Consider the following 25,697-nt stretch of genomic DNA (forward strand, 5'->3'; position numbering starts at 1 on the left):
GCCGGAGGGATCGACCGGCTCAGGTACCGGGCGGTGCCCAGCTGCCACCACCGCCGGGAGGACCGGCGGCCCCACCGTCGACCGGCGGGCGGGCCGCGTCGGGCCCACCGGTCGGCCCGGGTCGGGGCGGACGCCGATCCGGCCGGCCGGGAGCGCTCGTCGCGGAGCCAGCCGACCCAGCGGGATGTGGAGCGAGATCGTGCGCCCCGACACCGGCCGCATCCGAATCCGTCGCCTCCTGGTCGGGCCCCGAGGGGGAGGCGATGGTGCGCGAGTAGGCGGTCGCCAGGGTGAGCATCAGCAGGCCGACCCCGATGAAGGCGATCACCCGGACCACTCCGTCGAGATACTCGAGATCGATCAGACACAGCTTGATCAGGATCAGGCCCATCAGCACGTAGCCGCCCACCCGCCGGATGGCGGCGCCGCGCCCCGCCCCGCGCGACTTCATCAGCAGCACCGTGACGATCACCGCAGCACAGACGGTGGTGAGGCCGCGTCCCAGCGGGGCCGCGCCGTCCTGGTACCCGATCAGCAGGGCGATGGTGTCGGTGACGGCCGTGACGGGTCCCTTGAGCAGGAGGCAGGCCGCCGTCGTCGCGGCCACGATCCATCCCGATCTCACGGCGGACGGGTTCGCCGGTGGGCGGGTGCTCTCGGCGGCCACCTTCCCCAGCATCAGCAGAACGGCGACCACGGTCGCGGTCTCGGCCAGTCCGGTGAGAGCCTCCAGCGCACGCTCCGCGGCCGAACGGGTCGTCTGCTGGTCCGGAAGAGCCGTGATGGCGTGGACCAGCGGGATGGTCGCGAACACCACCGCCACCCACAGCGCGGAGACCTGCCCGGTGCGTCGGTGGACATCCAGCAGGGCGAGGCACAGCAGAGCCACGCTGAGCCAGAGCGCATCACCCTCCAGCAGTGCGATCGGCAGGGCCAGACCGGCCAGCACCGTCACGACGGTGCATCCGGCGACCATGACCAGATCCTTGGCCACCACCCAGTGGACCAGGGAGACCACCAGCAGAGCAGTGGCGAGCAGTGCGGCGACCCATCCCGGCGAGGAGATCGCGGCGGCCCACAGCGGCAGAGTCAGCGGGACGACGGTGAGGGCATGGGCCCTGACCGTGGCCGGATCCACGGCCTCGCCTCCCAGCCTCACCAGTCGTGCCGCCATCGGTCGGAGCAGCCACCAGTCCAGGAAGGGGATCGCTGCGAGCACCGCGGCACCGACTCGCAGCAGTGGCATCCGAGAGTCTGTCGGACTGGCGGCCAGAATCAGCGTGGTCAGATAGATCACCGTCGGAAGCACCCGGCAGCCGAGCAGAACATGCCATCCCCGACGCCAGGAGGCCGGCGTGCTGACAGCGGTGAGGAGTATCAGGAAGGCGGTGGCGGTCAGGAGGTCGTCACCGGAGACGAAGGGCACCAGCACCAGTGCACCGACGGTGGCGATCACCGCAATGAGCTGGGCGCCCCACCACCAGGCCAGCCCGAGGCCGGCCAGCGTCAGCACGGCCGCCACCCCCATCGCGGCGCGCACAGGGGTCCCCAGCAGCCAGGTCATCGCCGTGATGTCGAGATAGCCGGCGGCCAGTCCGGCACCGGCCAGCACCGGGGATCCGACATTCCCGGGGTCCTTGCGATGGATGATCAGCCCCACGGTCACCAGGGCGACCGCCAGCACGCCACAGGCGATCACCCGCGCCAGCGGCCCGAAGTAGCCGTGCTGGGCCGCCAGCACCAGCAGCATCACGACGCCGGCAAGCAGGACGGCGGCGCCCACAGCGCCGATCACCACGGCCCCGGTGACACGGGGCAGGCGCCGGGATGGCCGCTCGGTGACACCGGGGGACGCGCTGGGCGCCGCGGAAGGACCCACCGGAGGGGCGAGTGCCGGGCCGACCGGGGGCACCGGAGCTCCTGCGGGAGGCGGGTAGTTCGGCCGCCGGGAGGAGGGCGGGAGGGCAGCTGTGCTCGGTGGACCGGGAGGCCGTGGGAGACCGGCGGGTGGTCGGGCGAACCCACCGGCCGGCAGCTGGGGGCCGGGGCGGCCGCCACGATCAGGCGGGGGCGGCCATGGCTGCGTTCCGGGAGGTTGCCTCGGATCGGCCGATGGGCCCACCGGCCGCTGAGTCCGGGGGGAGGGCATCTGGCCGCCGGGGCCGGCCATTCTGGCCACCGTGCTCTCCAGGCGTCGGATATCCGATCGCAGTTCCGCATTGCTTGCGGTGAGCGCCTCGAGGGCGTTCAGGACGTCATCTGGGGTCGCCGGTCGGCGTCGATCAGCAGCCATGGCGCAAGGATACGGAAGTCCGGTCCAGGCCGACTGGAATGCAGCAGATCAGCGCCGCTGGGCGCTGGCGGTGGTGTACAGGCACACCGCGGCAGCGGTGGAGAGGTTGAGGGACTCCGCCGCGCCCCACATCGGGACGCCGACGATCTGGTCGGCCAGGTCCTTCTGGTCGGCAGGCAGCCCCCACGCCTCATTGCCCATCAGCCAAGCGGTGGGTCTCCCCAGTTCGTCGTGTCGAGCCAGGTCATCGAGACTTCGTCCGCCGCCGTCGGCGGCGAGCACCTGCAGTCCGCCGGTCCTCGCCCAGCCGACGGCATCGGCCAGGTCCATCCCGGAGACCACCGGCAGGTGGAAGACCGAACCGACCGAGGCGCGCACGGTCTTGGGATTGTGCGGGTCAACGGACCCCTTGGTGAGGATGACGGCGTCAGCGCCGAAAGCGTCGGCACACCGGATCACGGTGCCGGCATTCCCGGGATCGCGGACCTGGGCGCAGATCACCACCAGTCGCGGATCTGTGATGGCGGGGGGCTGGGCCGTGGACACCAGCTCGCAGATCGCGAAGAGTCCCTGACTGGTCACTGTCTCCGAGAGTGCTCGCACGTCGGTGTCGGTGAGTTCGACGACTCTGATGCCGCGCTGCTGCGCCTCTGTCACCAGGGCACGGTCGCGCTGCGGATCGATGGTGGCCAGCAGCGAGGTGCGGCCGGTCCACCGAAGGGCCTCCCCCACCGCCTGGGCGCCCTCCACCAGGAAGAGCCCGGCCTCCTCACGACCGCGCCGGGACAGCAGACGACGGGCCGAGCGCAGCGCATTCCTCGAAATGGGTTCCGGTGCGTTCGACCCGCCGTTCAATGGCGTGCCGATGTCAGGCGGCCGCAGGCTGGGACTGGTGGGCCTTCGCGACCTCGACCAGGCTGGTGAAGGCGCTCGGCTCGCTGACGGCCAGCTCGGCGAGGATCTTGCGGTCCACCTCGACGCCGGCGTTCTTGAGGCCGTACATGAACCGGTTGTAGGTCATGCCCTCGGCACGCGCGGCGGCATTGATCCGCTGGATCCACAGCGCACGGAAGTTGCCTTTCTTCGCGCGACGGTCGCGGAAGGAGTAGGTGCCGGTGTGCAGCACCTGCTCCTTGGCCTTGCGGTACAGACGCGAGCGCTGGCCTCGGTAGCCGGACGCCTGCTCGAGGATCTCGCGGCGCTTCTTCTTGGCGTTCACCGAACGCTTGACGCGTGCCATCGTTGTTCTCCTTGAAAGTTCTTGGTCTGAAGTCCCGTCGCCCGGGGCGACTCATGAGTCCTGTGGACCCATCGAGGGGACTGTGAGGGAATCGGCGAGTGCGCCCTGAACCGTTCTGGACGGTGCAAGGCGAGGCGACTCAGCGGCCGGAGTGGCCACCGAGCAGCTTGCGGACCTTCTTCGCCTGTCCGGTCGAGAGCACGGCCTCACCGGTCAGACGACGGGTCTGACGCGAGGACAGGTGCTCGTTGAGGTGGCGCTTGCCAGCCCTGAGGTGGGTGATCTTGCCCGACCCCGTCACTTTGAAACGCTTCTTGGCCCCGGAGTGGGTCTTCATCTTCGGCATCGGGTGACTCCATTCGTTCTCGTCGGCCCGGGGCCGCATGGGACTCCGGGTGAACCGGTCGAGCCGGTTCGTCGGCTACTGCTCCACAAGGGGCAGTGGCCAGGTGTGGGGATCGGCAGGGCCGTGGGCCCTGACCGATCAGCTGATGATCACACGTCGATATCGGGGTCCATGTTGTCGGCCGGACCCTTCTTCTTCCTGGTCGGGGCGGCAGCAGCGCGCTGCTTGGCCTCGTAGACCTTGTCCGCCTCGGCATCGGCGGCGCGCTGAGCGGCCTTCCGGTCCCGCTCGACCTTCTGATCGGCTCGCGCCTCTGTCTTCTTGCGGGTCGGCGCCAGAATCATCAGCATGTTGCGCCCCTCCTGCTTGGGCGGGGACTCGACGGTGGCGTACTCCTGCACGTCCTCGGCAAGACGCCGCAGCAGGTTGACGCCGAGTTCCGGACGCGACTGCTCGCGACCACGGAACATGATCGTGATCTTGACCTTGTCGCCGCCCTTGAGGAAGCGCAGGACGTGGCCCTTCTTCGTCTCGTAGTCGTGATCGTCGATCTTCGGCCGCAGCTTCATCTCTTTGATCACAGTGTTCGACTGATTGCGGCGCGACTCACGCGCCTTCTGAGCCGCTTCGTACTTGAACTTGCCGTAGTCCATGAGCTTGACGACCGGCGGCCTCGCCATCGGGGCCACCTCGACCAGGTCGAGGTCGTGCTCACGGGCCAGCTGCATGGCCTGCTCCACCCGAACGATGCCGACCTGCTCGCCGTTGGGGCCGACCAGGCGCACTTCGGGGACTCGGATCCGCTCGTTGATGCGCGGTTCAGTACTGATGGGTCCTCCCAGGATCTCGTGTTCTCCGACCAATGCGGAAAAGGCTCCCGTGACGACACGGGAGCCTGACGTAAGGAACCACTGGCCTCGAAGGCCCTCGGCGCCGTTACCCGGCGCCCTCGTAGTGACCTTGCCGGCCACCCATCCGGTGCCGCCACAGGGCGGCAGTGATTCGTCTCGACCCGGCGAACTCGCACTCGCCCGGGTGGGAGGTCAGGCCTCCGCTTTCACGGACCATCTCCGCGACGGTCCTGAATAGAAGAGTACCCGCATCAGGACCGCAATCCCAAATCGGGAATCGGTGTCTGGGTGTGGGTGTGGGTGTGGTTCGGGGCCCGGACCGGGTCCCCCGTCATGTCGATCACCTCGACATGGGGAACACGGTCCGGGCCCCGAACTCTTTTTTTAAGGGGTTTGTGCGGCAGCGTCCTACTCTCCCACCCACTGGCGTGGGCAGTACCATCGGCGTGTGGAGGCTTAACTTCCGGGTTCGGAATGGGACCGGGTGTTTCCCTCCAGCCATGGCCACCGGCACAAAAACTGTGGATATGACTCCCACACAACCCGTCAGCCCATTGAATGGGTTGGAGTGTGTGGGCGTGTTTGTTTCGGATCCAGCCACCATCCCGCACCCCCCGCAGGGGGTGTGTGGTGGGCCAGAGCCGCACAGTGGATACGAGCAGTCACAGAAGATGAAGTGTGTGTAGCAAGCCCTCGGCCTATTAGTACCGGTCAGCTCCGCACCTTGCAGTGCGTCCACGTCCGGCCTATCAACCCGATGGTCTCTCGGGGGCCTTACCAGATTCATCTGTGGGAACCCTCATCTTGAAGTGTGCTTCCCGCTTAGATGCTTTCAGCGGTTATCACATCCCGACGTAGCCAACCAGCCATGCTCCTGGCGGAACAACTGGCACACCAGAGGTCAGTCCGTCTCGGTCCTCTCGTACTAGAGACAGCTCTTCTCAAGATTCCTGTGCGCGCAGCGGATAGGGACCGAACTGTCTCACGACGTTCTAAACCCAGCTCGCGTGCCGCTTTAATGGGCGAACAGCCCAACCCTTGGGACCGACTCCAGCCCCAGGATGCGACGAGCCGACATCGAGGTGCCAAACCATGCCGTCGCTGTGAGCGCTCGGGCAAGATCAGCCTGTTATCCCCGGGGTACCTTTTATCCGTTGAGTGACGGCACTCCCACGAGCCACCGTCAGATCACTAGTCCCGACTTTCGTCCCTGCTCGACATGCCTGTCTCACAGTCAAGCCCCCTTGTGCACTTGCACTCAACACCTGATTACCAACCAGGCTGAGGGAACCTTTGGGCGCCTCCGTTACCTTTTAGGAGGCGACCGCCCCAGTCAAACTACCCATCAGGCACTGTCCCTGGACCGGATCACGGTCCGAGGTGAGATAACCAGAACGACCAGAGTGGTATTTCAACAATGACTCCGCAACCACTGGCGTGGCTGCCTCACAGTCTCCCACCTATCCTACACAAGTCGCACCGATCACCAATACCAAACTATAGTAAAGGTCCCGGGGTCTTTCCGTCCTGCTGCGCGTAACGAGCATCTTTACTCGTAATGCAATTTCGCCGAGTTCATGGTGGAGACAGTAGGGAAATCGTTACTCCATTCGTGCAGGTCGGAACTTACCCGACAAGGAATTTCGCTACCTTAGGATGGTTATAGTTACCACCGCCGTTTACTGGGGCTTAAGTTCACCGCTTCAAACCCGAAGGTTCTGACAGTTCCCCTTAACCTTCCAGCACCGGGCAGGAGTCAGTCCGTATACATCGTCTTACAACTTCGCACGGACCTGTGTTTTTAGTAAACAGTCGTTTCCCCCTGGTCTCTGCGACCCTCACCGCTACCAGTCGCAAGGACTGTCACAGTTGGGGCCCCCCTTATCCCGAAGTTACGGGGGCATTTTGCCGAGTTCCTTCACCATGATTCTCTCGATCGCCTCGGTATACTCTACCAATCCACCAGTGTCGGTTTAGGGTACGGGCGGTCCAACACCTCGCTCACGAAGCTTTTCTCGGCAGTACAGGATCACTCACTCACCCACAAGCGTGGGCTCGCCATCATGCCTCGACCACATGCCCGACGGATTTACCTGCCGGACGGTCCACACATTTAGCCCCAGACAACCATCGCTGGGGTTGAGCTACCTCACTGCGTCCCTCCGCAGCTTGCCTACTACATGATCGGTTCACACACTCATCACCAGCCCCACACCTCAAAGAGGCGCAAGACCAGGACTCGCACGCTTAGCATCACACACCTCGGCACGGACGGTGTTGCACCGGTACCAGAATATCAACTGGTCGTCCATCGACTACGCCTGTCGGCCTCGCCTTAGGTCCCGACTCACCCAGGGCAGATTAGCTTGACCCTGGAACCCTTGGATATTCGGCGGACGGGTTTCTCACCCGTCATTCGCTACTCATGCCTGCATTCTCACTCGCGCCAGTTCCACGACAGGTCACCCCACCGCTTCACCACTGACACGACGCTCCCCTACCCAGCCAGCCACAAGGACTGACTGCCACAGCTTCGGCGGACGGCTTGAGCCCCGCTACATTGTCGGCGCGGAATCACTTGACCAGTGAGCTATTACGCACTCTTTCAAGGATGGCTGCTTCCAAGCCAACCTCCTGGTTGTCACCGCAACTCCACATCCTTTTCCACTTAGCCGCCCCTTAGGGGCCTTAGCTGATGATCTGGGCTGTTTCCCTCTCGACGACGAAGCTTATCCCCCGCCGTCTCACTGCTGCGCTCAACATACCGGCATTCGGAGTTTGGCTGATTTCGGTAAGCTGATAGGCCCCCTAGACCATCCAGTGCTCTACCTCCGGCACGCACCACGCAACGCTGCACCTATATGCATTTCGGGGAGAACCAGCTATCACGGTGTTTGATTGGCCTTTCACCCCTATCCACAGCTCATCCCCTCCATTTTCAACTGAAGTGGGTGCGGACCTCCACGACGTCTTACCGTCGCTTCATCCTGGCCATGGATAGATCACACCGCTTCGGGTCCAGAGCACGCGACTGTCGCCCTTATCGGACTCGCTTTCGCTACGACTACCCCACACGGGTTAACCTCGCCACGCACCACTGACTCGCAGGCTCATTCTTCAAAAGGCACGCCGTCACCCGAACACAAGTGTTCAGGCTCCGACGGATTGTATGCGGCCGGTTTCAGGTACTCTTTCACTCCCCTCCCGGGGTACTTTTCACCATTCCCTCACGGTACTATCCGCTATCGGTCACCAAGGAGTATTCAGGCTTGACGGGTGGTCCCGCCAGATTCACGCGAAATTTCACGAGTTCCGCGCTACTTGGGGTCACTCCCACCAGCGGTGCACTCACGTCTACGGGACTCTCACCCACTCCGGTCCGTCTTCCCAGACGATTCGACTTCACACACCATTTCTTACTGGTCGACCCGACGGCAGTCAGATCAAGAAGGCCCCACAACCCCGCGCATGCAACGCCTGCCGGCTTGAACACACACACGGTTTGGCCTCATCCGCTTTCGCTCGCCACTACTCACGGAATCACTATTGTTTTCTCTTCCTACGGGTACTGAGATGTTTCACTTCCCCGCGTTCCCTCCCACACCCCTATACATTCAGGGCAGGGTCACCGGACATGACTCCGGCAATTCAAGGTTTCCCCATTCGGACATCCCCGGATCACAGTTCGTTCACCAACTCCCCGGGGCTTATCGCAGGTCACAACGTCCTTCATCGGCTCTTGGTGCCAAGGCATCCACCGACCGCACTAAGTAGCTTGCAATACACACAAAACAAGAATCTACAAAGATGCTCATATCCACTGTACAGTTCTCAACCACCACACGAGACACCCACCACAAGCCCCACAACAGGACCCGCAGCAGCGGCATTCGCCAGGACACCACAAGGTGATACCCCAGAACCCCAACAGTGCGCCCCCACCCACCCGACACCCCCACACAGGAGGACACCAGACCAGGCAGAAAAATACATCCAGTCAACATTCCACAGAAGCAGGCCACACACCCCACACAGGAGGCGCCCGACCCAATGGACCATGCCAGACCGCCACAACGACGACCCACACAGTCACAGCTCCTTAGAAAGGAGGTGATCCAGCCGCACCTTCCGGTACGGCTACCTTGTTACGACTTAGTCCTAATTACCAGTCCCACCTTCGACGGCTCCCCCCCAAAAGGTTGGGCCACCGGCTTCGGGTGTTACCGACTTTCATGACTTGACGGGCGGTGTGTACAAGCCCCGGGAACGTATTCACCGCAGCGTTGCTGATCTGCGATTACTAGCGACTCCGACTTCATGGGGTCGAGTTGCAGACCCCAATCCGAACTGAGACTGGCTTTTTGAGATTCGCTCCACCTCACAGTGTCGCAACTCTTTGTACCAGCCATTGTAGCATGCGTGAAGCCCTGGACATAAGGGGCATGATGACTTGACGTCATCCCCACCTTCCTCCGAGTTGACCCCGGCGGTCTCCACTGAGTCCCCAACCGAATTGCTGGCAACAGTGGACGAGGGTTGCGCTCGTTGCGGGACTTAACCCAACATCTCACGACACGAGCTGACGACAGCCATGCACCACCTGTGAATCGGCCCACAAGGGGGGCGGCCATCTCTGACCGTTACCAATCCATGTCAAACCCAGGTAAGGTTCTTCGCGTTGCATCGAATTAATCCGCATGCTCCGCCGCTTGTGCGGGGCCCCGTCAATTCCTTTGAGTTTTAGCCTTGCGGCCGTACTCCCCAGGCGGGGTACTTAATGCGTTAGCTACGGCACGGAATCCGTGGAATGGACCCCACACCTAGTACCCACCGTTTACAGCGTGGACTACCAGGGTATCTAAGCCTGTTTGCTCCCCACGCTTTCGCTCCTCAGCGTCAGGAAAGGTCCAGAGAACCGCCTTCGCCACTGGTGTTCCTCCTGATATCTGCGCATTCCACCGCTCCACCAGGAATTCCATTCTCCCCTACCTTCCTCAAGTCAACCCGTATCGAAAGCACGCCCAGGGTTAAGCCCCAAGTTTTCACTTCCGACGTGATCAACCACCTACGAGCTCTTTACGCCCAATAAATCCGGACAACGCTCGCACCCTACGTATCACCGCGGCTGCTGGCACGTAGTTAGCCGGTGCTTCTTCTCCAGGTACCGTCACACCCCGAAAGGCACTTCGTCCCTGGTGAAAGCGGTTTACAACCCGAAGGCCGTCATCCCGCACGCGGCGTTGCTGCATCAGGCTTGCGCCCATTGTGCAATATTCCCCACTGCTGCCTCCCGTAGGAGTCTGGGCCGTATCTCAGTCCCAATGTGGCCGGTCACCCTCTCAGGCCGGCTACCCGTCGACGCCTTGGTGAGCCACAACCTCACCAACAAGCTGATAGGACGCGAGTCCATCCACCACCGCCAGAACTTTCCAACCCCCACCATGCGATGAGAGCTCATATCCGGTATTAGCACCAGTTTCCTAGCGTTATCCCGAAGTGATGGGCAGGTTACTCACGTGTTACTCACCCGTTCGCCACTCGTGTACCCCCGAAAGGGCCTTACCGTTCGACTTGCATGTGTTAAGCACGCCGCCAGCGTTCGTCCTGAGCCAGGATCAAACTCTCCAATGAAAAAATATCACCACCGCACCCCACCAACCCCAAAGGCCGGCGGACCACAGTACAGGCGACACCATCAAAGAATCCAAAACACTGACCCCGACAAACCAACTGACAAAAAATCAGATGATCAATCGAAATCAATCAAAGGAATCAATAAATCCGACACACAACACAAGTTGTGCATCAACAAAACATCTTTATTGACTAAACATATGACACACTGTTGAGTTCTCAAACATCACACACGACCCGCACCACCACATCACATGGCCGCTTGGGGCACCTGCTCTACTTTACTCGATTGAGGGCCGGTGTCAAATCCGACTCCCTCTCGAGTTGATCTTCCCTCACAGGAGAGATGATCTTGTCGATCTTTCGGCTCCCGCTCTCGCGGAGGCCTCAGCTTAGTTTAGACCCTTTCGGATCCCCCGTCAAGGCTTGTCTCCGACTTGTCATCAGATCGAAACCCCGAAGCACCGGGCCGAGGAGTAACTATGCACCTGTCTGGGCCTGGGTGCAAGTCGGGCTCCAAAAGGTCCCAGTACCGACCTCACGGCCTCCTCCATTCGGCACACCCTCGGTGTTGCGTCTCCCCTCTCGAGGCTCGCTGCTTGCCCACCTGACGGTGACGACTCCTGGCCCGAACCGGCCCCCCTCCGGAGCGCTCTCCATGGCGCCCACGGTGATGCGCCAGCACTGCGCCGAACTCCTAGACTCTTGACTGTGACTGTCCCCGCGCCCAGACCGCCGCTCCGCTGGCCCCGTGTGCTGGTGGTGCTGCTGTCCGGCTGCCTCCTGGCGGCCGGGTGTCAACCGGGGACCCTTGAGAATCCGCAGACCACTCGCCCCTCGATGTCTCCCTCCAGCACTGTCTCCGCCTCGGCCTCCCCCTTCCAGGGGTCCGCCACCCGGCTCATCGTCAATGAGCTGGTCGAGGCCGCCGGCGGTGCCCCGGTGACGAAGGTCGATGTCACCTCGCGCCAGGTCAACGTCACCACCCGCAGCGGCGCCACCGCCCAGATCTGGACCTGGCAGGCGGGCCGGATCACATCCAGCCCTGCCCAGAGCGCCCAGACCGTCTCCCGGCCCTTCTCCCCCGACGACTTCGCGCTGGACCGGATCTCACAGATCCTCGAGACCGCGGGTCGCGCCGTGGGGTCGCGGAGGAACCAGGAACTCCAGATCCTCGAGTACAACCAGGGCGTGGTCCTGATATCGGTCTCCACCCGACCGGAGACCGCACCGGCATTCTTCCGTCCCGACGGCAGCTTCATCGCAACCGTCGACTTCACCACCACTCAGGGGATGGCCGAGGCTCTGCGCGACGCGGTGGACACCTCCACCCAGGTGCTGTCGATCAGCTACCAGCCGGGCAAGGGCCTGATTGTCGACACCCGGACCGGAACCGACGGGATCGTGCTGCGCCGCACCCGTCCCGCCTCGCTTCCGGCCTGGGCGATGGAGCGGCGCGGCGACACCGGTGCCTCCGTCTTCAGTCCGAGCGATGTCTCCCCGGCCGTGCTGGCCGGTCTCATGAACCAGATCCCGGTCACCCTCAACAAGACGACCGACAAGTCTGCGCTGTCCTTCACGATCGACATGTCGGACGGGCGACCTCAGCCGACGATCCACTTCAACCTGGACGGCCAGACCATTGTCACCGACATGGCCGGCAAGGACATCACCCAGCAGGTCCGGTGAGCCTGTCTTCGGCCCGTTAGCCACCGGTGGTTCAATGAAAGTGTGTTGATCCTTGCGATTGGAGTGCCCGGAAGCGGCAGGTCCTTCGCATTTCGGGTGCCCCACGGGATGAACCCCCACCAGGAGCTCTGGCGCCGGGGCCTGGTTGCCAAGGAGTATCTGTCCGCCGATCTGACCGATCAGGAGATCACCCTCACCGTGAGGGTGGCCGCCAGGACGTCGCGTTCCCGACCACCGAAGGTTCGCTCCGGCGTCCCCGACCTGGCGAAGGACCACCGTCCCGGTGAGTCGATTCGCCCGTACCAGCGTCTGGCCGCCTACGCCGTGGTGCGCTCCAGCCTCGGACTACTGGGCACCGAGTGCTCCGTGCTCACCGCCGTGCCCGGCCTGTGGGCGCTGCCCGGCGGTGGCATCGAGCACGGCGAGTCACCGGCGCAGGCCGTCACCCGTGAGGTGATGGAGGAGTCCGGGCAGACGATGCGCCTCAACCGGATCATCGACCTGCAGTCCGACCACTGGATCGGCCGGGCCCCCTCCGGCGCCCTGGAGGACTTCCACGCACTGCGGATCATCTACAGCGCCACCAGCCAGGAGCCGACCGAACCAGTGGTTCTGGACGTAGGCGGCACCACCAAGCGATCACGGTGGATCCCGATCTGGCGGTGGCGCCGGCTGCCGTGGGGGGCGGCCACCAGATCCTGTCTGGAGCACCACCTCCACGACGTGCCGTCCAGCTGATCCACCTGCATGCAGAAGCGGGCCCGGAGTTGCCTCCGGGCCCGCTTCTCGCAGTCTCGACAGCGACCCGCAGTCGCCGTCCGGGACTGCTGACGCTAGTTGCTTCTGAAGTAGCTGAGGATCCGCAAGATCTCGGTGTACAGCCACACCATCGTCACGGCGACGCCGAAGGCCGCCCGCCAGGACTCATTGGCCGGGGCGCGGTTGCGCACTCCCTGTTCGGCCATGTCGAAGTCCATCACCAGGTTCATCGCCGCGAGCACCACGCCGATCGCCGAGCAGAGGATCGACAGCCATCCGGCGCCGGCCCCGATCGTGCGCAGCCCCAGTCCGGCGGGCAGGAAGAACACCGCGACGAAGTTGAGGAGCATCGCAACCGCGAACCCGATGGTCGCGATGGTCACGACACGACGGAACCGCGAGGTCACCCGGATGTTGAAGAACTTGTAGGCCGCAAGGGTCACTCCGGCGGCGCAGAAGGTGCCCAGCACCGCCTGGACGACGATGCCCGGATACATGCTCTCGAACAGCTTCGAGAAGGCCCCCAGGAAGACTCCCTCGATGACCGCGTAGGCGATCACACCGGCGACCGGCACCTTGGCCCGGGTGCTGACGATGAGCACCGTCACGAAGCCGACCAGGGCCGACAGCATGACGGCCCCGCCGGTGAGGGCGAGATTGTCGCCGACAGCCATGAAGGTGAGGACGCCGATCGCGAAGATCGTGAGAAGCACCACCCCGGTCTTGGCGACCACGTCGTCGAAGGTCATCACCGGTTCAGCCGGGGCGTTCTGCGCGGCGTAGGGGTCGTGACCGGGACCGGCCGGTGCTGCTCCCCACTGCGGCGAGCCCTGCGGGTAACCCTGCTGGGGCTGCCAGGCCTGCTGATGGGGCTGGAACGCCTCAGCCCGGGCGAAGACGGGATTTCCCATCGTGTACCTCCTGTTTGTCACGTGTTTCCCACTGTATCGAGCATCGACAAGGTTCTCGGCCGCTCAGGGATGACTCAGGGACACCCCGGACCATTGGTCCACCGACTTGCGCAGTCGGCCCGACTCCCCTAGTCTTCTTCTCCGTTGCCGGTCGTGCGATCGATCGGAGACATGCGGACGTGGCTCAGTTGGTAGAGCATCACCTTGCCAAGGTGAGGGTCGCGGGTTCGAGTCCCGTCGTCCGCTCGGGCGGTTGGCGCAGCGGTAGCGCGCTTCCCTGACACGGAAGAGGTCGCCAGTTCAAACCTGGCATCGCCCACCACGGGATCGCATCCCTGCGATCTCGAGGCCCCGTAGCGCAGTTGGTTAGCGCGCCGCCCTGTCACGGCGGAGGTCGTGGGTTCAAGTCCCATCGGGGTCGCCGATGATATCGGGCGACATCACGAACACCGGATCTGCACTCTGCAGGTCCGGTGTTCTGCTTCGCGGCCGCCAGACGGCGTGCCCGTCCCGGTCCTGAGAACCTTGGATGGGTGCCCCCGGCGGGATTCGAACCCGCACTTCAGCGGGTTTAAGCCGCCTGCCTCTACCGTTGGGCTACGAGGGCCGGTCAGTCGGCCAGCAGCCGACGGACGATGCCGTCGAGGATATCGGTCTCGGAGACGATGATCTCCTCACTGCCCATCCTGGAGCCGATCTCGTCCATGATGAGGGCCCCTGCGCAGATCACCTCGGCCCGTCGACGCTTGAGCGGACCCATCGCCTCGGCCTGGTCGACGGTGGCGCCGAGCAGCCGTGTCGCCAGCAGGTGGAGGTCGCCACGACTCAGCCGCGAACGGTGCACCCTGGCCCGGTCGTAGACCTTGAGCCCCTGATGGATCGCCGACAGGCTGGTGACCGTTCCGGCCACCCCGATCGTGGTGCCCGCCACCGACGGGTCCACCGGGGCGCCGTCGAGCAGGGTCCGGACCAGCTCGCGGGCCTCGTCGATCTGCGCGGCGGTGGGCGGGTCGCCGTGCAGGAAGCGCTCTCGCAACCGGACCGAACCGACGTCGAGGCTCTCGGCGGCGTCGATGACATGGGCCCCGGCCGCATCGCGGTGGCCGAGCACCAGCTCGGTCGATCCTCCCCCGCAGTCGACCACCAGCACCGGCTCGGCACTGACCGGCACCCCCGACATGGCGCCGGCGAAGGACAGCGCGGCCTCCTCGGTGCCCGGCACCACCTCCGGGTCGACCCCCAGCCGGGAGCGGACGCCGGCGGCGAAGGCATCCCGGTTTGAGACGTCCCTGGCGGCCGAGGTGGCCACGAATCGGACGGCGTCGCAGTGATGCTCGGCAATGATCCCGGCGTACTTGTCGCACGCCTCGAAGGTGCGGTCCAGGGCCGCCGGGCTGAATGCACCGGTGGCGTCGACGCCCTCCCCCAGCCGGACCAGCTCGAGCCTGCGGTCGTGCTCGACCAGCTGTCCCTGCGGCCCGCCGGAGGCCACCAGCAGGCGGATCGAGTTCGTCCCGCAGTCGATCGCGGCCACGGTGCGTGGGGTGCTCATCGGATCTCCTCGTCTGTGCTCTGCGCAGCTCCGGTCCTCGTCGACGCGGGGTTCTCGGCCCCGGTTTTCTCGGCTCCGGCGTTCTCAGCTCCTGGGTCCTCGGCTGTCGGGGTTGCGGACGTGTCGTGGGTGTCGGCAGTGGCCGCACGGTGCCGTTCCAGGAACGGTGCGAGGATCGCCACCACCTCGTCCCCGAAGGGGTTGACGCCGGGACCGACCGCCAGCGCGTGTGCTGCCAGGGCGTGCAGGCACTTCACCCGGGTCGGCATCCCGCCGGCCGAGATGCCCTCGATCTCGGGCACCGGCGCCAGACCGGCCTGCTCGGCGAAGTGGGCGCGGTCCGCCAAGTAGGCCAGGTGGGCCCGGCGGTAGGACTCGGCCAGTGCGGGATCGGTGCCCAGTCGTGCCGCCATCCGGGCCATCTCCCCGGAGGCCTCAATGGTTCCGATCCGGGAAGCCAGCGCCGGGCAGGTGAGGTAGTAGGTGGTCGGGAAGGGGGAGCCGCCGGGCAGTCTCGGTAGGGTCGCGATCACTCCCGGACGTCCGCAGCTGCACCGCCACGCCACCCCGACCACTGCCCGTGGTTCGCGTCCGAGCTGGTCGGCCACCGCTGAGCGGTCCTGATCGGTGAAGGGTTCGATGCGAGTCACCGGGACATCCTTGCGCCGCCCCGGGAGACGGACAAGTCGCCGGGTCCGCCCGTCCCGACCGGTGCGGTCGGCGAGCTGGCCGGGATCACCGGCCGGTGGTCCTGGCCGGGGAGTCGGCCGTTCGCACGCTGCCGACCATCTTCTGCCACCACTGACTCGTCTGAGCCGGCCCAGTGGTGTCACCGGAGGCGTCCAGCTCCGCGCCCGCACCCAGCACCTTGCCGTTCTTGCCGATCACCCGGTAGCCGGTCTCGCCGGGCACCACCCAGCCGAGCTGGCTGCGCGCCTGGGTGCGCACGTAGTCGGGGTCGTCCCAGCGCTTGAGCTCGTCCTGCAGCTGTGCGATGGTCCGGGTCTGCTGGGCCTGCTGGGCGGTGAGATCTGCCAGCTGGGAGCGCTGCTTGAAGTAGACGCCGAGGCTGGGGGTGATCATCACGAAGACCAGGACGACCGCTGCCGCCAGGATGAAGGCTCGGGAGGTCAGTCCCAGTCTGCCCAGTCCGCGCTGGCCCGAGGGCTGGGCGCCGGTCCCCTCACGCCGTCCGGTCCCGGCGCCGTCGGTGCGGGAGACCTCACGGCGGGACACATCGCGTCCGGCCGGCCCCTGCCGGACTCGGGGCCTGCGGTCGGGACGCGGATTGGAGCGCGACGGCGAGTGACCCCGGGCAGAGCGGGGCGGGCCGCCGTGCGGACGGGATGCAGGTGTTCTCGGTGAGCTGGCCATCACCGTCCATGATGGCTCACCGCGACGGCCGGCTGCAGGACCGACACGGCCCCGGATCCGATGGGATCCGGGGCCGTGTCGACTCGCGGTGAGCCGCTCTGCGGGTTCAGCTGAGGATGACTCAGGCCTTGAAGCGCGGGAAGGCGGAGGCCCCGGCGTAGACCGCCTGGTCCTCGAGCTCCTCCTCGATGCGCAGCAGCTGGTTGTACTTGGCGATCCGCTCGCCACGGGCCGGGGCTCCCGACTTGATCTGGCCGGTGCTCAGGGCGACGGCGAGATCGGCGATCGTGGTGTCCTCGGTCTCACCCGAACGGTGCGACATCATGCAGCGGAAGCCGTTGCGGTGAGCCAGCTCGACGGCGTCGATGGTCTCCGACAGGGAGCCGATCTGGTTGACCTTGACCAGCAGGGCGTTGGCGGCCTTGAGGTCGATGCCCTTCTGGAGCCGCTTCGGGTTGGTGACGAACAGGTCGTCGCCGACGATCTGGATGCGGTCGCCGAAGCGGGCGGTGAAGGCCTGCCAGCCGTCCCAGTCCTCCTCGTCGAGCGGATCCTCGATGGAGACCAGCGGGTAGTTCGAGATGAGCTTCTCGTAGTACTCGATCATCTCGGCGGAGGAGCGCAGCTCGCCCTCGTAGCGGTACTTGCCGTCCTCGTAGAACTCGGAGGAGGCGACGTCCAGAGCCAGGCCGACGTCCTTTCCGGGCTCGTAGCCGGCCGCCTTGATGGCGTCCTCGATGAGGTCCAGGGCAGCGGCATTGCTCGGCAGGTCGGGGGCGAAGCCGCCCTCGTCACCGAGGCCGGTGCTGAGGCCCTTGTCCTTGAGGACCTTCTTGAGGGCGTGGTAGACGTTCGCGCCGATCTGGTAGGCCTCGGAGAAGGAGCCTGCACCGATCGGGGCGATCATGAACTCCTGGATGTCGACGTCGGAGTCCGCGTGGGCCCCGCCGTTCAGGATGTTCATCATCGGCACGGGCAGCAGGTGGGCGTTGGGTCCACCCAGGTACTGGTAGAGCGGCAGATCTGCCGAGGCGGCAGCGGCGCGGGCGGCGGCCAGCGAGACGCCGAGAATGGCGTTGGCGCCGAGCTTGGCCTTGTTGTCGGTGCCGTCGAGCTCGATCATGGCCGCATCGATGGCACGCTGCTCGGAGGCGTCGTAGCCGAGCACCTCCTCGGCGAGCTTCTCGGTGACGTTCTCAACAGCCTTGAGGACGCCCTTCCCGCCGAACTGAGACTCATCCCCGTCACGCAGCTCGACGGCCTCGAAGGCGCCGGTGGAAGCGCCGGAGGGAACAGCCGCCCGGGCCTCGGTGCCGTCGTCGAGAACAACCTCAACCTCAACGGTGGGATTGCCGCGGGAGTCGAGAATCTGGCGTGCGTCGATGAATTCGATGGTTGCCATGGGCCAACCTTTCACGATGGATGGACTTTCGGCCCCCAGCCTAACCGAGGTCACCTAGGACACGCCCGGGTGGTCGCATCTCCAGTTCCCCCCGCCGGCGTCGCTGCACAACCGTACGGGCTCAGCCGAGCCGGCGGAGGTCCTCGGCCAGATCCTGGGCCGAGTTCTCCGCCCGGTCCCCCGCGGGGTGCTCGACGCCCCGGACCCGCTCCTCCAGTCGGCGGACCGCCTCCCGGGTGGCCTGGTCGGCGTCGATCCCGTGGGCCTGCGCCCTGGCCGCCAGGGCCAGGATCTGGTCGCCGACCTGCTCAGCGGTGAGGGCCTCTGTCGGCAGGTCCACCGCGACCCGGTGCTTGCGCACCCGGGCGATCACCTTGACCGCCCTGGCCAGCGCCGACAGCGACTCGGCGATCCCGTCCAGGCTGGAGTGGCGCCCCTTCTCGACGGCCTTGCGCGCCTCCCAGCTGCGGTCCAGGTCGTCGGGCGGCGGGCCGACCGGGGTGGGCGACAGGGTGATCCCGTCGGGGAAGAACTGGGGGTGGCGCCGGCGCAGCTTGGTGACGATGCCGCCGGCGACGTCCCTGATGTCGAAACGGCCCTGCTGCTCGGCGATCCGGGCGTGCAGGACGACCTGGAGGAGGAGATCGCCGAGCTCCTCGACGAGGTCCTCATCGGTGCCGACCTCCACCGCGTCGACCACCTCCCCGGTCTCCTCGATGAGGTAGGTGACCAGGCTGCGGGGGGTCTGCCGTGCGTCCCAGGGGCAGCGGTCGCGCAGTACCGCCACCAGGTCGACCAGTTCCTCCAGATCGGCCCTGGGACGTTCGCTCATGCCCGGGAACCGGCCCACAGGCTCGACAGCGAGGAGCTGCCGGCCACCAGCAGCTGGTCGGGATACCATCCGCCCAGCCGCGGATTGACCTGGACGTCGAGGGAGTGGACCTGGCGTCTCAGGGTGTCGGCGTCGGACCCCTGGACCACGGCGTACAGGGAGGTCAGGCGGAGTCCGAGCTGGCGGCAGGTCGGACTGGCGTTGAGGGCCGTCAGATTGTTGGAGTGCATGAGGGCGTCGCGCTGGGAGGTGGTGAGGGTGCGTCCGGACCGGGCCAGCAGCTCCTCCCCCACCGCGGCCTGGGTCACGGTGGTGGCGATCACCTGCCGGGGGCTCATCGTCTGGGAGTTGGCCAGTGCCGAGCATGCCTCGACGTCGTTCTCGAAGGTGTCCATCGAGACCCGCTGATCGCCGACCTGGACGGCCATCCCCGAGGAGGGCAGGCAGCCGGTCAGACCGGTCAGTGCCACGACCCCGGCCGCCAGTGCGCCCAGCACCCGGCGGTTCCGGGGCCGGCGTCCGCGGGTGCTGGTGGACTGGGAAGAGGACGTCGTCGTCATCGTGGGAGCTCCTGACTGGTACCTGGCGTGGCCAGGGCGGCGAACCGCCCGGCTGCGATCCTACGACCCCTCAGCCGACCACCGCCGGACGGGCCTGCTCCGGGGCCCTCGCCGGCTGCGGGGTCGAGAGCACCTCGGTGACCACCGTGCGCGCCCAGTCGAGCAGCTGGGCGCCGCCCAACGGGTGACCCCCCACCCGTGCGGTGCGGGGCTTGGGCACCAGGACCAGGCCGGCGGCGTCCTTGACGGTCGCCCCCGGGTACAGCCGCTTGAGCCGCATCGCCCGGGACTCCGGCAGGTGGAGCGGGGAGAACCTGATCGACGAGCCGGTGGGAACCACCTCGCGGATGCCGTGGGCCCGGCACAGCAGCCGGAACCTGGCCACCCCGAGCAGCGCCTCGACGGTCTCGGGAAGGGGCCCGTAGCGGTCCAGCAGCTCGTCGCGGATGGCGTCGACCTCCTGGTCGGAGCGCACCTCGGCGAGTCGCTTGTACATCTCCAGGCGCAGCCTCTCGGACTCCACGTAGTCGACCGGCAGGTTCGCGTCGACCGGCAGTTCGATGCGCATCTCCGGCTCCTCCTCGGCCTTGTCGCCGCGGAACTCGGCGACGGCGTCGCCGACCAGCCGGATGTACAGGTCGAAGCCGACGTCGGCGATGTGGCCGGACTGCTCCCCGCCCAGCAGGTTTCCGGCGCCGCGGATCTCCAGGTCCTTCATCGCGATCGCCATCCCGGCGCCCAGATCGGTGTGCTGGGCCATCGTCGACAGCCGGTCGTGGGCGGTCTCGGTGAGCGGCTTGTCGGCCGGGTACAGGAAGTACGCGTAGCCGCGCTCCCGGCTGCGGCCCACCCGCCCGCGCAGCTGGTGGAGCTGGGACAGTCCCATCCGGTCTGCGCGGTCGACGACCAGGGTGTTGGCGGTGGAGATGTCCAGCCCGGACTCGACGATGGTGGTGCACACCAAGACGTCGGCGCGCTGCTCCCAGAAGTCCAGCATGATCTGCTCGAGCTGCTTCTCGTGCATCTGCCCGTGGGCGGTCGCCACCCGGGCCTCGGGAACCAGCTCGCGCAGCCTGGCCGCGGTCTTCTCGATGTCGGAGACCTTGTTGTGGATGAAGAAGACCTGACCCTCCCGAGCCAGCTCGCGACGGATCGCCGCGACCACCTGGCCGTCATCATAGGGTCCGGCGAAGGTGAGCACCGGGTGGCGCTCCTCGGGCGGGGTGGCGATGGTGCTCATCTCCCGGATCCCGGTGACCGCCATCTCCAGGGTGCGCGGAATCGGGGTGGCGCTCATCGACAGCACGTCGACGTCGACCCGCAGCTTCTTGAGGGCCTCCTTGTGCTCGACGCCGAAGCGCTGCTCCTCGTCGATGATGACCAGGCCGAGATCCTGGAACTTCATGGTGTCCGACAGCAGCCGGTGGGTGCCCACCACGACGTCGATGGTGCCGCGCTCCAACCCCTGTCTGACCTCGCGCGCCTGGGACTCGGTCTGGAACCGCGACAGCGAGGCGACGTTGACCGGGAATCCGGCGTAGCGCTCGCTGAAGGTCTGGGTGTGCTGCTGGACCAGCAGTGTGGTGGGCACCAAGACGGCGACCTGCTTGCCGTCCTGGACCGCCTTGAAGGCGGCCCGCACCGCGATCTCGGTCTTGCCGTAGCCGACATCGCCGCAGACCAGCCGGTCCATCGGGACGACCTGTTCCATGTCGTGCTTGACGTCGGCGATCGTGGTGAGCTGGTCGGGGGTCTCGACATAGGCGAAGGCGTCCTCGAGATCGCGCTGCCAGGGGCTGTCGGGGCCGAAGGCGTGGCCCTTGGTGGCCTGCCGGGCGGCGTAGAGCTTGATGAGCTCGGCGGCGATCTTCCTGACCGCCTTCTTCGCCCGGGCCTTGCGCTTCTTCCAGTCCGCCCCGCCCATCTTGTCCAGGGCGGGCGAGTCGGAGCCGACGTACCGGGTGATCTGGTCCAGGGAGTCCATCGGGACGAAGAGCCGGTCGCCGGGCTGGCCCCGGCGGGCGGGGGCGTACTCGATGACCAGGTACTCGCGGGTGGCCCCGGCCACCGAGCGCTGGATCATCTCGACGTAGCGGCCGACCCCGTGCTGCTCGTGGACGACCAGCTCCCCCGGCTTGAGCTCCAGAGGCTGGATCTGGTTGCGTCGCCGGGCGGGCATCCGGCGGGTGCCGCGGTCGGCGGTCTCCTGCTGACCGGTGAGGTCGGCGGTGCCGTGAACCACCAGTCTGAGCCGCGGGGAGCGGAATCCCTGGTGCTGGTGGGCGCGGATGATGTGGACCACCGGTGCCGCACCGGTGCCGGTCTGTGCGGACTCGCCCTCAAGGCGCCCGGCACCGCCGGTGTCCTCACCACCGACCTCCTCGGGGTCGAGCTCCGTCAGCGCTCCGGGCAGGTCGGTCTCGAGCCGGCAGGCGACGTCGTGCTCGGCGAGCAGCTCGGCCAGCCGATGGGCGAGTCCCTCCCCCTCGACGGCCAGCACGACGGTCCAGCCCTCGGCCAGCGATCCCGACATGGCCGACACCGCGGAGTCGACGTCGCCGTGCCACGGGTCGACCTCCTCGAGTCTGAGGTCGAGGGTGTCGGGGGCCGAGGACGCGACGGGCTCCTCGGCGGAGGTCTCGCCGGCGTCCTCGCCGGGCTGGGATGCCTCTGCGGAGTCCGAGGAGGGCAGGTCGACGCTGAAGGGGGACAGCGTCCACCAGGACATCCCCCGGTCCAGGGCGTGGTGGCGGACCTCGGCGAGGCCGCGGTAGCCGACCGCGGCCAGGTCGATCGGAGCGTCTCCCCCGGTTGCCGCGGCGGCCCAGCCGGCGTTGAGGAACTCCTCGGAGGTGCGCACCAGTTCGGCCGCCCTGGTCCGAATGAGTTCGGGGTCGCAAGCCAGTACCAGGGACTCGGGAGGAAGCACGTCCAGCAGCAGTTCGACCTGGTCGACCAGGGCCGGGATGAGGGCCTCCATGCCCTCCACGGCCTGCCCCTGACCGATCCTCTCGAGCATGTCGGCCAGCTCGGGATGGTCGGGCAGCAGCGCACGGGCCCGCGCGCGCACCTGGTCGGAGAGGATGAGCTCGCGGCACGGGGCGGCGGTCACGAGGTCCACCGTCTGGTCGGTGGAGCGCTGGTCGGCGACCGAGAAGGAGCGGATCTCCTCCACCTCGTCGCCGAAGAAGTCGATGCGCACCGGGTGGTCGAGCACGGGCGGGAAGACGTCGAGGATCCCTCCCCGTACGGCGAACTCGCCGCGACGCTCCACCATGTCGACGCGCAGGTAGGCGGCGTCGACCAGATCCTGACAGAGCCGGGTGAGGTCGTACTCCTGCCCCACCCTGACCACAACGGGTTCGATTCTGCCGAGCCCGGCCACCTGGGGCTGGAGGACCGCGCGGATCGGCGCCACCACGACCTTCGGGGGGCGCTGGCCACCGGTGCCCAGCAGTCGGCGAAGCACCGCCAGCCGCCGGCCGACGGTGTCGGAACGCGGACTGAGGCGCTCGTGCGGGAGAATCTCCCAGGCCGGGTAGTAGCAGACCTCCTCGGGAGTCAGCCATGACTCGAGGGTGGCGGTGACCTCCTCGGCCTGCCGGAAGGTGCTGGTGACCATGAGGATCGGGAGGCCGCGGCCCGACCCCTCGAAGGAGTCTGCCAGGACGGCGGCGACGGCCGGTCGCGAGGGGGCCGCGGCGGTGAGATCGAGGGTCTGGACGTGACCGGTCAGTCCGTCGCGGACCGCCCGGGCGAGGACGGGTTCATGGGACAGCAGGGAGACCAGGCCAGGCAGAGACACCCGAACACCCTACGTTGCCCGCCGCGGGATCCATCATCGGTTCGCCCTCAGGATGACGTCGGGACCCGGGGTCAGTGGTTGAAGCGGTTCTGCGCGACGGCCAGGCCGTCGGCCATCAGGCACTCCACGGCGTCGGCGGCCAGCCCCACCTGGACCGCGATCTCGTCCCTGTCGCGGGAGGGAAACCCCTTGAGCACGTAGTCCGCCGGATCCTGGTGGCCCGGTGGCCGCCCGACCCCGACCCGGACGCGGGTGAACTCGCCGCTGTGCAGGTGGGAGCGAATCGATCGCAGGCCGTTGTGGCCGTTGTCTCCGCCGCCCGCCTTGACCCGGATCCGACCCAGATCCAGGTCGATCTCGTCATGGATGACGATCACCGACCCGACCGGCACGTGCGAGAAGTCGGCGACCTTGCGGACGGCGATCCCGGACTCGTTCATGTAGGTGCGACTGCGCATCAGGATGACCGGGTCGGCCTGCGCCGAGGGGACGGCCAGGCCGGCCGCGGAGATCCGGGTGCGGGCCACATCGGCCCGCTGGCCACGGGCCGAGGTGAGACTCACGCCGGCCCGTGCGCACAGTTCGGTGACCACCATTGCGCCGACATTGTGGCGCGTTCCGGCGTAGGTCGGGCCGGGATTTCCCAGCCCGACCACCAGCCAGGTTCTGGTCACTCGTCGGTGTCCTCGGCGTCGGCGGCCTCGCCCTCGGCGTCCTCGTCGCCCTCGGCGTCCTCATCGGTGGCCTCGGGCTCCTCCGGCTCGGCGGCGGGCACCACGATCGAGATGGCGACGGCCTCCGGGTCGGCGGCCAGCTCCACGCCCTCGGGCAGCGGCACGGAACCCAGGTTGATGCTGTGGCCGGCCGGCAGGTCGGTGACGTCGACGACGAGGCTCTCGGGGATGTTCAGCGGATCGGCGTTGACCTCGACCTCGTTGACGTCGACGGTGGCGACCGTGCCGACCTCGGGCTCGCCCTCGACGCGCAGCGAGACGGTGACGGTGACCTTCTCACCGCGACGCACGGTCAGCAGGTCGACGTGGCGGACGAAACCGGTGAGGATGTCGCGCTGGACGTCCTTCGGAAGGGCCAGCTGGGGCTCGTCGCCCTCGACCTCGATCGACAGCAGCGGGTTCTCGGAACGCAGTGCCAGCAGGGTCTCGTGACCCGGCAGGGTGATGTGGATGGGATCGGAGCCGTGTCCGTACATCACGGCGGGGACGAGGTCCTCGCGGCGGATGCGGCGGGCCGCGCCCTTGCCGAACTCGGTGCGCTTGGCGGCTTTGATGACGATGACGTCAGCCATGTGATTTCTCCTACTCGGAACCGGATGGGGGCTCGACGAGTGGAGAGTCCAGAACTCTGGACGGCCAGTCGATCACGGACCCTGCGGTCCCTCGCCAAGCAGTGGTGGATTTTAGCTCAGCAGGACTTCGGCCGGCAAACCCGGGGCGAGCAGGACGCCGTCGCCCCGAGGGGCGACGGCGTCTGTCTGCGGAGATCGGCGGCCCTGCTCAGCGGAACAGCTGGGCGACCGATCCGTCCTCGAAGACCTGCTGGATGGCCTTGGCGATGAGCGGGGCGATGCACAGCACCGTCATCTTCGGGATGTGCACCCCGGCCGGGGTCGGCAGGGTGTTGGTGACGATGAGCTCCTCGATCGCGGAGGCGTTGATCCGGTCGGCCGCCGGGCCGGACAGCACCGGGTGGGTGGCTGCGGCGATGACCTTGGCGGCGCCGTGCTCCTTGAGGGCCTTGGCGGCCTGGCAGATGGTGCCCGCGGTGTCGATCATGTCGTCGACCAGGATGCAGGTCTTGCCCTTCACCTTGCCGACCACCTCGTGGGTGGTGGCCTCGTTGGCCTTGTTCGGGTCACGGCGCTTGTGGATGATGGCCAGCTGGCAGCCCAGCTTGTCGGTCCACATGTCGGCCAGCCGGACCCGGCCGGCGTCCGGGGAGACGATGACGACATCCTCGTGACCATACTTGTCGCGAACGTAGTCCGAGAGCACCGGCAGGGACCACAGGTGGTCGACCGGACCATCGAAGAAGCCCTGGATCTGCGCGGCGTGCAGGTCCACCGCCATGATCCGATCGGCCCCGGCTGCGGTGAACAGGTCGGCCATCAGACGGGCCGAGATGGGCTCGCGGCCCAGGTGCTTCTTGTCCTGGCGGGCGTAGGGGTAGAACGGGGCGACGACGGTGATCCGCTTGGCGGAGGCACGCTTGAGGGCGTCGATCATGATGAGCTGCTCCATCATGGCCTCATTGACCGGGGCGCAGTGGGACTGGACGACGAAGGCGTCGCAGCCGCGCACGGACTCCTGGAACTGGACGTAGATCTCTGAGTTGGCGTAGGTGACCTGGCGCGAGGGAACCAGCTCGACCCCCAGCTCCTCGGCGATCTCCTGTGCGAGCTCGGGGTATGCCCGTCCCGAACAGAGCATCA

Annotated in this window: 17 protein-coding genes, 4 tRNA genes, 3 rRNA genes and 1 pseudogene; 5 read left to right on the plus strand and 20 right to left on the minus strand. The window is 66.6% G+C overall.

What is annotated here, in order from left to right; genetic code table 11:
- Positions 1 to 19 precede the first annotated feature (19 nt).
- From FEZ32_RS01285 to FEZ32_RS01320, 8 genes are all read right to left on the minus strand, one after another.
- Positions 20 to 1,912 carry a DUF2339 domain-containing protein gene (locus FEZ32_RS01285; protein WP_028703882.1) on the minus strand — a complete coding sequence of 631 codons (1,893 nt, stop codon included), beginning with the start codon at positions 1,910 to 1,912 and terminating at the stop codon, positions 20 to 22.
- A 429-nt stretch (positions 1,913 to 2,341) separates the two neighbouring features.
- The gene (locus FEZ32_RS01290; protein ID WP_028703883.1) at positions 2,342 to 3,148 is read right to left on the minus strand and encodes a TrmH family RNA methyltransferase; all 807 of its coding nucleotides are present in this window, start codon (positions 3,146 to 3,148) and stop codon (positions 2,342 to 2,344) included.
- Positions 3,149 to 3,161: 13 nt separating this feature from the next.
- On the minus strand, positions 3,162 to 3,533 hold the full coding sequence (gene rplT, locus FEZ32_RS01295; RefSeq protein WP_028703884.1) for a 50S ribosomal protein L20: 372 nt from the start codon (positions 3,531 to 3,533) through the stop codon (positions 3,162 to 3,164).
- Positions 3,534 to 3,672: 139 nt separating this feature from the next.
- Positions 3,673 to 3,879 carry a 50S ribosomal protein L35 gene (rpmI, locus tag FEZ32_RS01300; protein WP_028703885.1) on the minus strand — a complete coding sequence of 69 codons (207 nt, stop codon included), beginning with the start codon at positions 3,877 to 3,879 and terminating at the stop codon, positions 3,673 to 3,675.
- A gap of 149 nt (positions 3,880 to 4,028) precedes the next feature.
- Positions 4,029 to 4,742 (minus strand): translation initiation factor IF-3, encoded by a 714-nt coding sequence (gene infC / locus FEZ32_RS01305; protein ID WP_097799232.1) that lies wholly within the window; start codon positions 4,740 to 4,742, stop codon positions 4,029 to 4,031.
- A 383-nt stretch (positions 4,743 to 5,125) separates the two neighbouring features.
- Positions 5,126 to 5,242: ribosomal RNA gene (rrf, locus tag FEZ32_RS01310) — 5S ribosomal RNA — on the minus strand.
- 169 nt (positions 5,243 to 5,411) lie between these two features.
- A 23S ribosomal RNA gene (locus tag FEZ32_RS01315) occupies positions 5,412 to 8,511 on the minus strand.
- Between the two features lie 322 nt (positions 8,512 to 8,833).
- A 16S ribosomal RNA gene (locus FEZ32_RS01320) occupies positions 8,834 to 10,361 on the minus strand.
- Together the 16S, 23S and 5S rRNA genes form the textbook arrangement of a ribosomal RNA operon.
- 714 nt (positions 10,362 to 11,075) lie before the next feature.
- On the opposite strand from FEZ32_RS01320, the gene FEZ32_RS01325 reads away from it, so the two are divergent.
- A complete protein-coding gene (locus FEZ32_RS01325) occupies positions 11,076 to 12,053 on the plus strand; it encodes a hypothetical protein (RefSeq protein ID WP_138679716.1) in 978 nt (325 codons plus the stop codon).
- 108 nt (positions 12,054 to 12,161) lie between these two features.
- Positions 12,162 to 12,791, plus strand: a complete 630-nt coding sequence (locus FEZ32_RS01330; RefSeq protein WP_175415688.1) for an NUDIX hydrolase — start codon at positions 12,162 to 12,164, stop codon at positions 12,789 to 12,791.
- 95 nt (positions 12,792 to 12,886) lie between these two features.
- Here FEZ32_RS01330 and FEZ32_RS01335 read toward each other — a convergent pair whose 3' ends face one another.
- Positions 12,887 to 13,723: a Bax inhibitor-1/YccA family protein gene (locus FEZ32_RS01335; protein WP_028703674.1), complete on the minus strand. Its 837-nt coding sequence runs from the start codon at positions 13,721 to 13,723 to the stop codon at positions 12,887 to 12,889.
- A gap of 173 nt (positions 13,724 to 13,896) precedes the next feature.
- Here FEZ32_RS01335 and FEZ32_RS01340 point away from each other — a divergent pair.
- The 3 genes from FEZ32_RS01340 to FEZ32_RS01350 all read left to right on the plus strand — a co-directional run bounded on the left by FEZ32_RS01340 (position 13,897) and on the right by FEZ32_RS01350 (position 14,144).
- Positions 13,897 to 13,969: transfer RNA gene (locus tag FEZ32_RS01340), tRNA-Gly, on the plus strand.
- 1 nt (position 13,970) lies between these two features.
- Positions 13,971 to 14,045 (plus strand) — tRNA-Val (locus FEZ32_RS01345).
- A gap of 25 nt (positions 14,046 to 14,070) precedes the next feature.
- Positions 14,071 to 14,144, plus strand: a tRNA-Asp gene (locus FEZ32_RS01350).
- A gap of 113 nt (positions 14,145 to 14,257) precedes the next feature.
- On the opposite strand, the gene FEZ32_RS01355 is transcribed toward FEZ32_RS01350, so the two are convergent.
- The 11 genes and pseudogenes from FEZ32_RS01355 to FEZ32_RS01405 all read right to left on the minus strand — a co-directional run bounded on the left by FEZ32_RS01355 (position 14,258) and on the right by FEZ32_RS01405 (position 25,695).
- Positions 14,258 to 14,330: transfer RNA gene (locus FEZ32_RS01355), tRNA-Leu, on the minus strand.
- Positions 14,331 to 14,333: 3 nt separating this feature from the next.
- Positions 14,334 to 15,275, minus strand: a complete 942-nt coding sequence (locus tag FEZ32_RS01360) for a Ppx/GppA phosphatase family protein (RefSeq protein WP_097799235.1) — start codon at positions 15,273 to 15,275, stop codon at positions 14,334 to 14,336.
- A 161-nt stretch (positions 15,276 to 15,436) separates the two neighbouring features.
- Positions 15,437 to 15,925: pseudogene (locus FEZ32_RS01365) on the minus strand (DUF501 domain-containing protein); the annotation flags it as partial.
- Between the two features lie 85 nt (positions 15,926 to 16,010).
- The gene (locus FEZ32_RS01370) at positions 16,011 to 16,511 is read right to left on the minus strand and encodes an FtsB family cell division protein (protein WP_051238572.1); all 501 of its coding nucleotides are present in this window, start codon (positions 16,509 to 16,511) and stop codon (positions 16,011 to 16,013) included.
- A gap of 259 nt (positions 16,512 to 16,770) precedes the next feature.
- Positions 16,771 to 18,051 (minus strand): phosphopyruvate hydratase, encoded by a 1,281-nt coding sequence (eno, locus tag FEZ32_RS01375; RefSeq protein ID WP_028703672.1) that lies wholly within the window; start codon positions 18,049 to 18,051, stop codon positions 16,771 to 16,773.
- Between the two features lie 121 nt (positions 18,052 to 18,172).
- A complete protein-coding gene (locus FEZ32_RS01380; protein WP_051238574.1) occupies positions 18,173 to 18,883 on the minus strand; it encodes a nucleoside triphosphate pyrophosphohydrolase in 711 nt (236 codons plus the stop codon).
- A complete protein-coding gene (locus tag FEZ32_RS01385) occupies positions 18,880 to 19,443 on the minus strand; it encodes a hypothetical protein (protein WP_138679717.1) in 564 nt (187 codons plus the stop codon). The genes FEZ32_RS01380 and FEZ32_RS01385 overlap by 4 nt, the downstream gene beginning before the upstream one ends.
- Positions 19,444 to 19,513: 70 nt before the next feature.
- Positions 19,514 to 23,248, minus strand: a complete 3,735-nt coding sequence (gene mfd / locus FEZ32_RS01390) for a transcription-repair coupling factor (RefSeq protein ID WP_138679718.1) — start codon at positions 23,246 to 23,248, stop codon at positions 19,514 to 19,516.
- 71 nt (positions 23,249 to 23,319) lie between these two features.
- Positions 23,320 to 23,922, minus strand: a complete 603-nt coding sequence (pth, locus tag FEZ32_RS01395) for an aminoacyl-tRNA hydrolase (protein ID WP_097799240.1) — start codon at positions 23,920 to 23,922, stop codon at positions 23,320 to 23,322.
- The gene (locus FEZ32_RS01400; protein ID WP_028703669.1) at positions 23,919 to 24,554 is read right to left on the minus strand and encodes a 50S ribosomal protein L25/general stress protein Ctc; all 636 of its coding nucleotides are present in this window, start codon (positions 24,552 to 24,554) and stop codon (positions 23,919 to 23,921) included. The genes pth and FEZ32_RS01400 overlap by 4 nt, the downstream gene beginning before the upstream one ends.
- A 208-nt stretch (positions 24,555 to 24,762) precedes the next feature.
- Positions 24,763 to 25,695: a ribose-phosphate diphosphokinase gene (locus FEZ32_RS01405; RefSeq protein WP_236082210.1), complete on the minus strand. Its 933-nt coding sequence runs from the start codon at positions 25,693 to 25,695 to the stop codon at positions 24,763 to 24,765.
- Positions 25,696 to 25,697: the final 2 nt, after the last annotated feature.

This window comes from Acidipropionibacterium jensenii (assembly GCF_005890135.1).
GTDB lineage: Bacteria > Actinomycetota > Actinomycetes > Propionibacteriales > Propionibacteriaceae > Acidipropionibacterium > Acidipropionibacterium jensenii.

Coding starts and splice junctions, on each gene's coding strand:
- rplT (WP_028703884.1), bottom strand. CDS start 3,533: ATGGCACGCGTCAAGCGTTCGGTGAACGCCAAGAAGAAGCGCCGCGAG.
- rpmI (WP_028703885.1), bottom strand. CDS start 3,879: ATGCCGAAGATGAAGACCCACTCCGGGGCCAAGAAGCGTTTCAAAGTG.
- FEZ32_RS01330 (WP_175415688.1), top strand. CDS start 12,162: ATGAACCCCCACCAGGAGCTCTGGCGCCGGGGCCTGGTTGCCAAGGAG.
- FEZ32_RS01335 (WP_028703674.1), bottom strand. CDS start 13,723: ATGGGAAATCCCGTCTTCGCCCGGGCTGAGGCGTTCCAGCCCCATCAG.
- FEZ32_RS01360 (WP_097799235.1), bottom strand. CDS start 15,275: ATGAGCACCCCACGCACCGTGGCCGCGATCGACTGCGGGACGAACTCG.
- eno (WP_028703672.1), bottom strand. CDS start 18,051: ATGGCAACCATCGAATTCATCGACGCACGCCAGATTCTCGACTCCCGC.
- FEZ32_RS01380 (WP_051238574.1), bottom strand. CDS start 18,883: ATGAGCGAACGTCCCAGGGCCGATCTGGAGGAACTGGTCGACCTGGTG.
- FEZ32_RS01385 (WP_138679717.1), bottom strand. CDS start 19,443: ATGACGACGACGTCCTCTTCCCAGTCCACCAGCACCCGCGGACGCCGG.
- FEZ32_RS01400 (WP_028703669.1), bottom strand. CDS start 24,554: ATGGCTGACGTCATCGTCATCAAAGCCGCCAAGCGCACCGAGTTCGGC.
- FEZ32_RS01405 (WP_236082210.1), bottom strand. CDS start 25,695: ATGCTCTGTTCGGGACGGGCATACCCCGAGCTCGCACAGGAGATCGCC.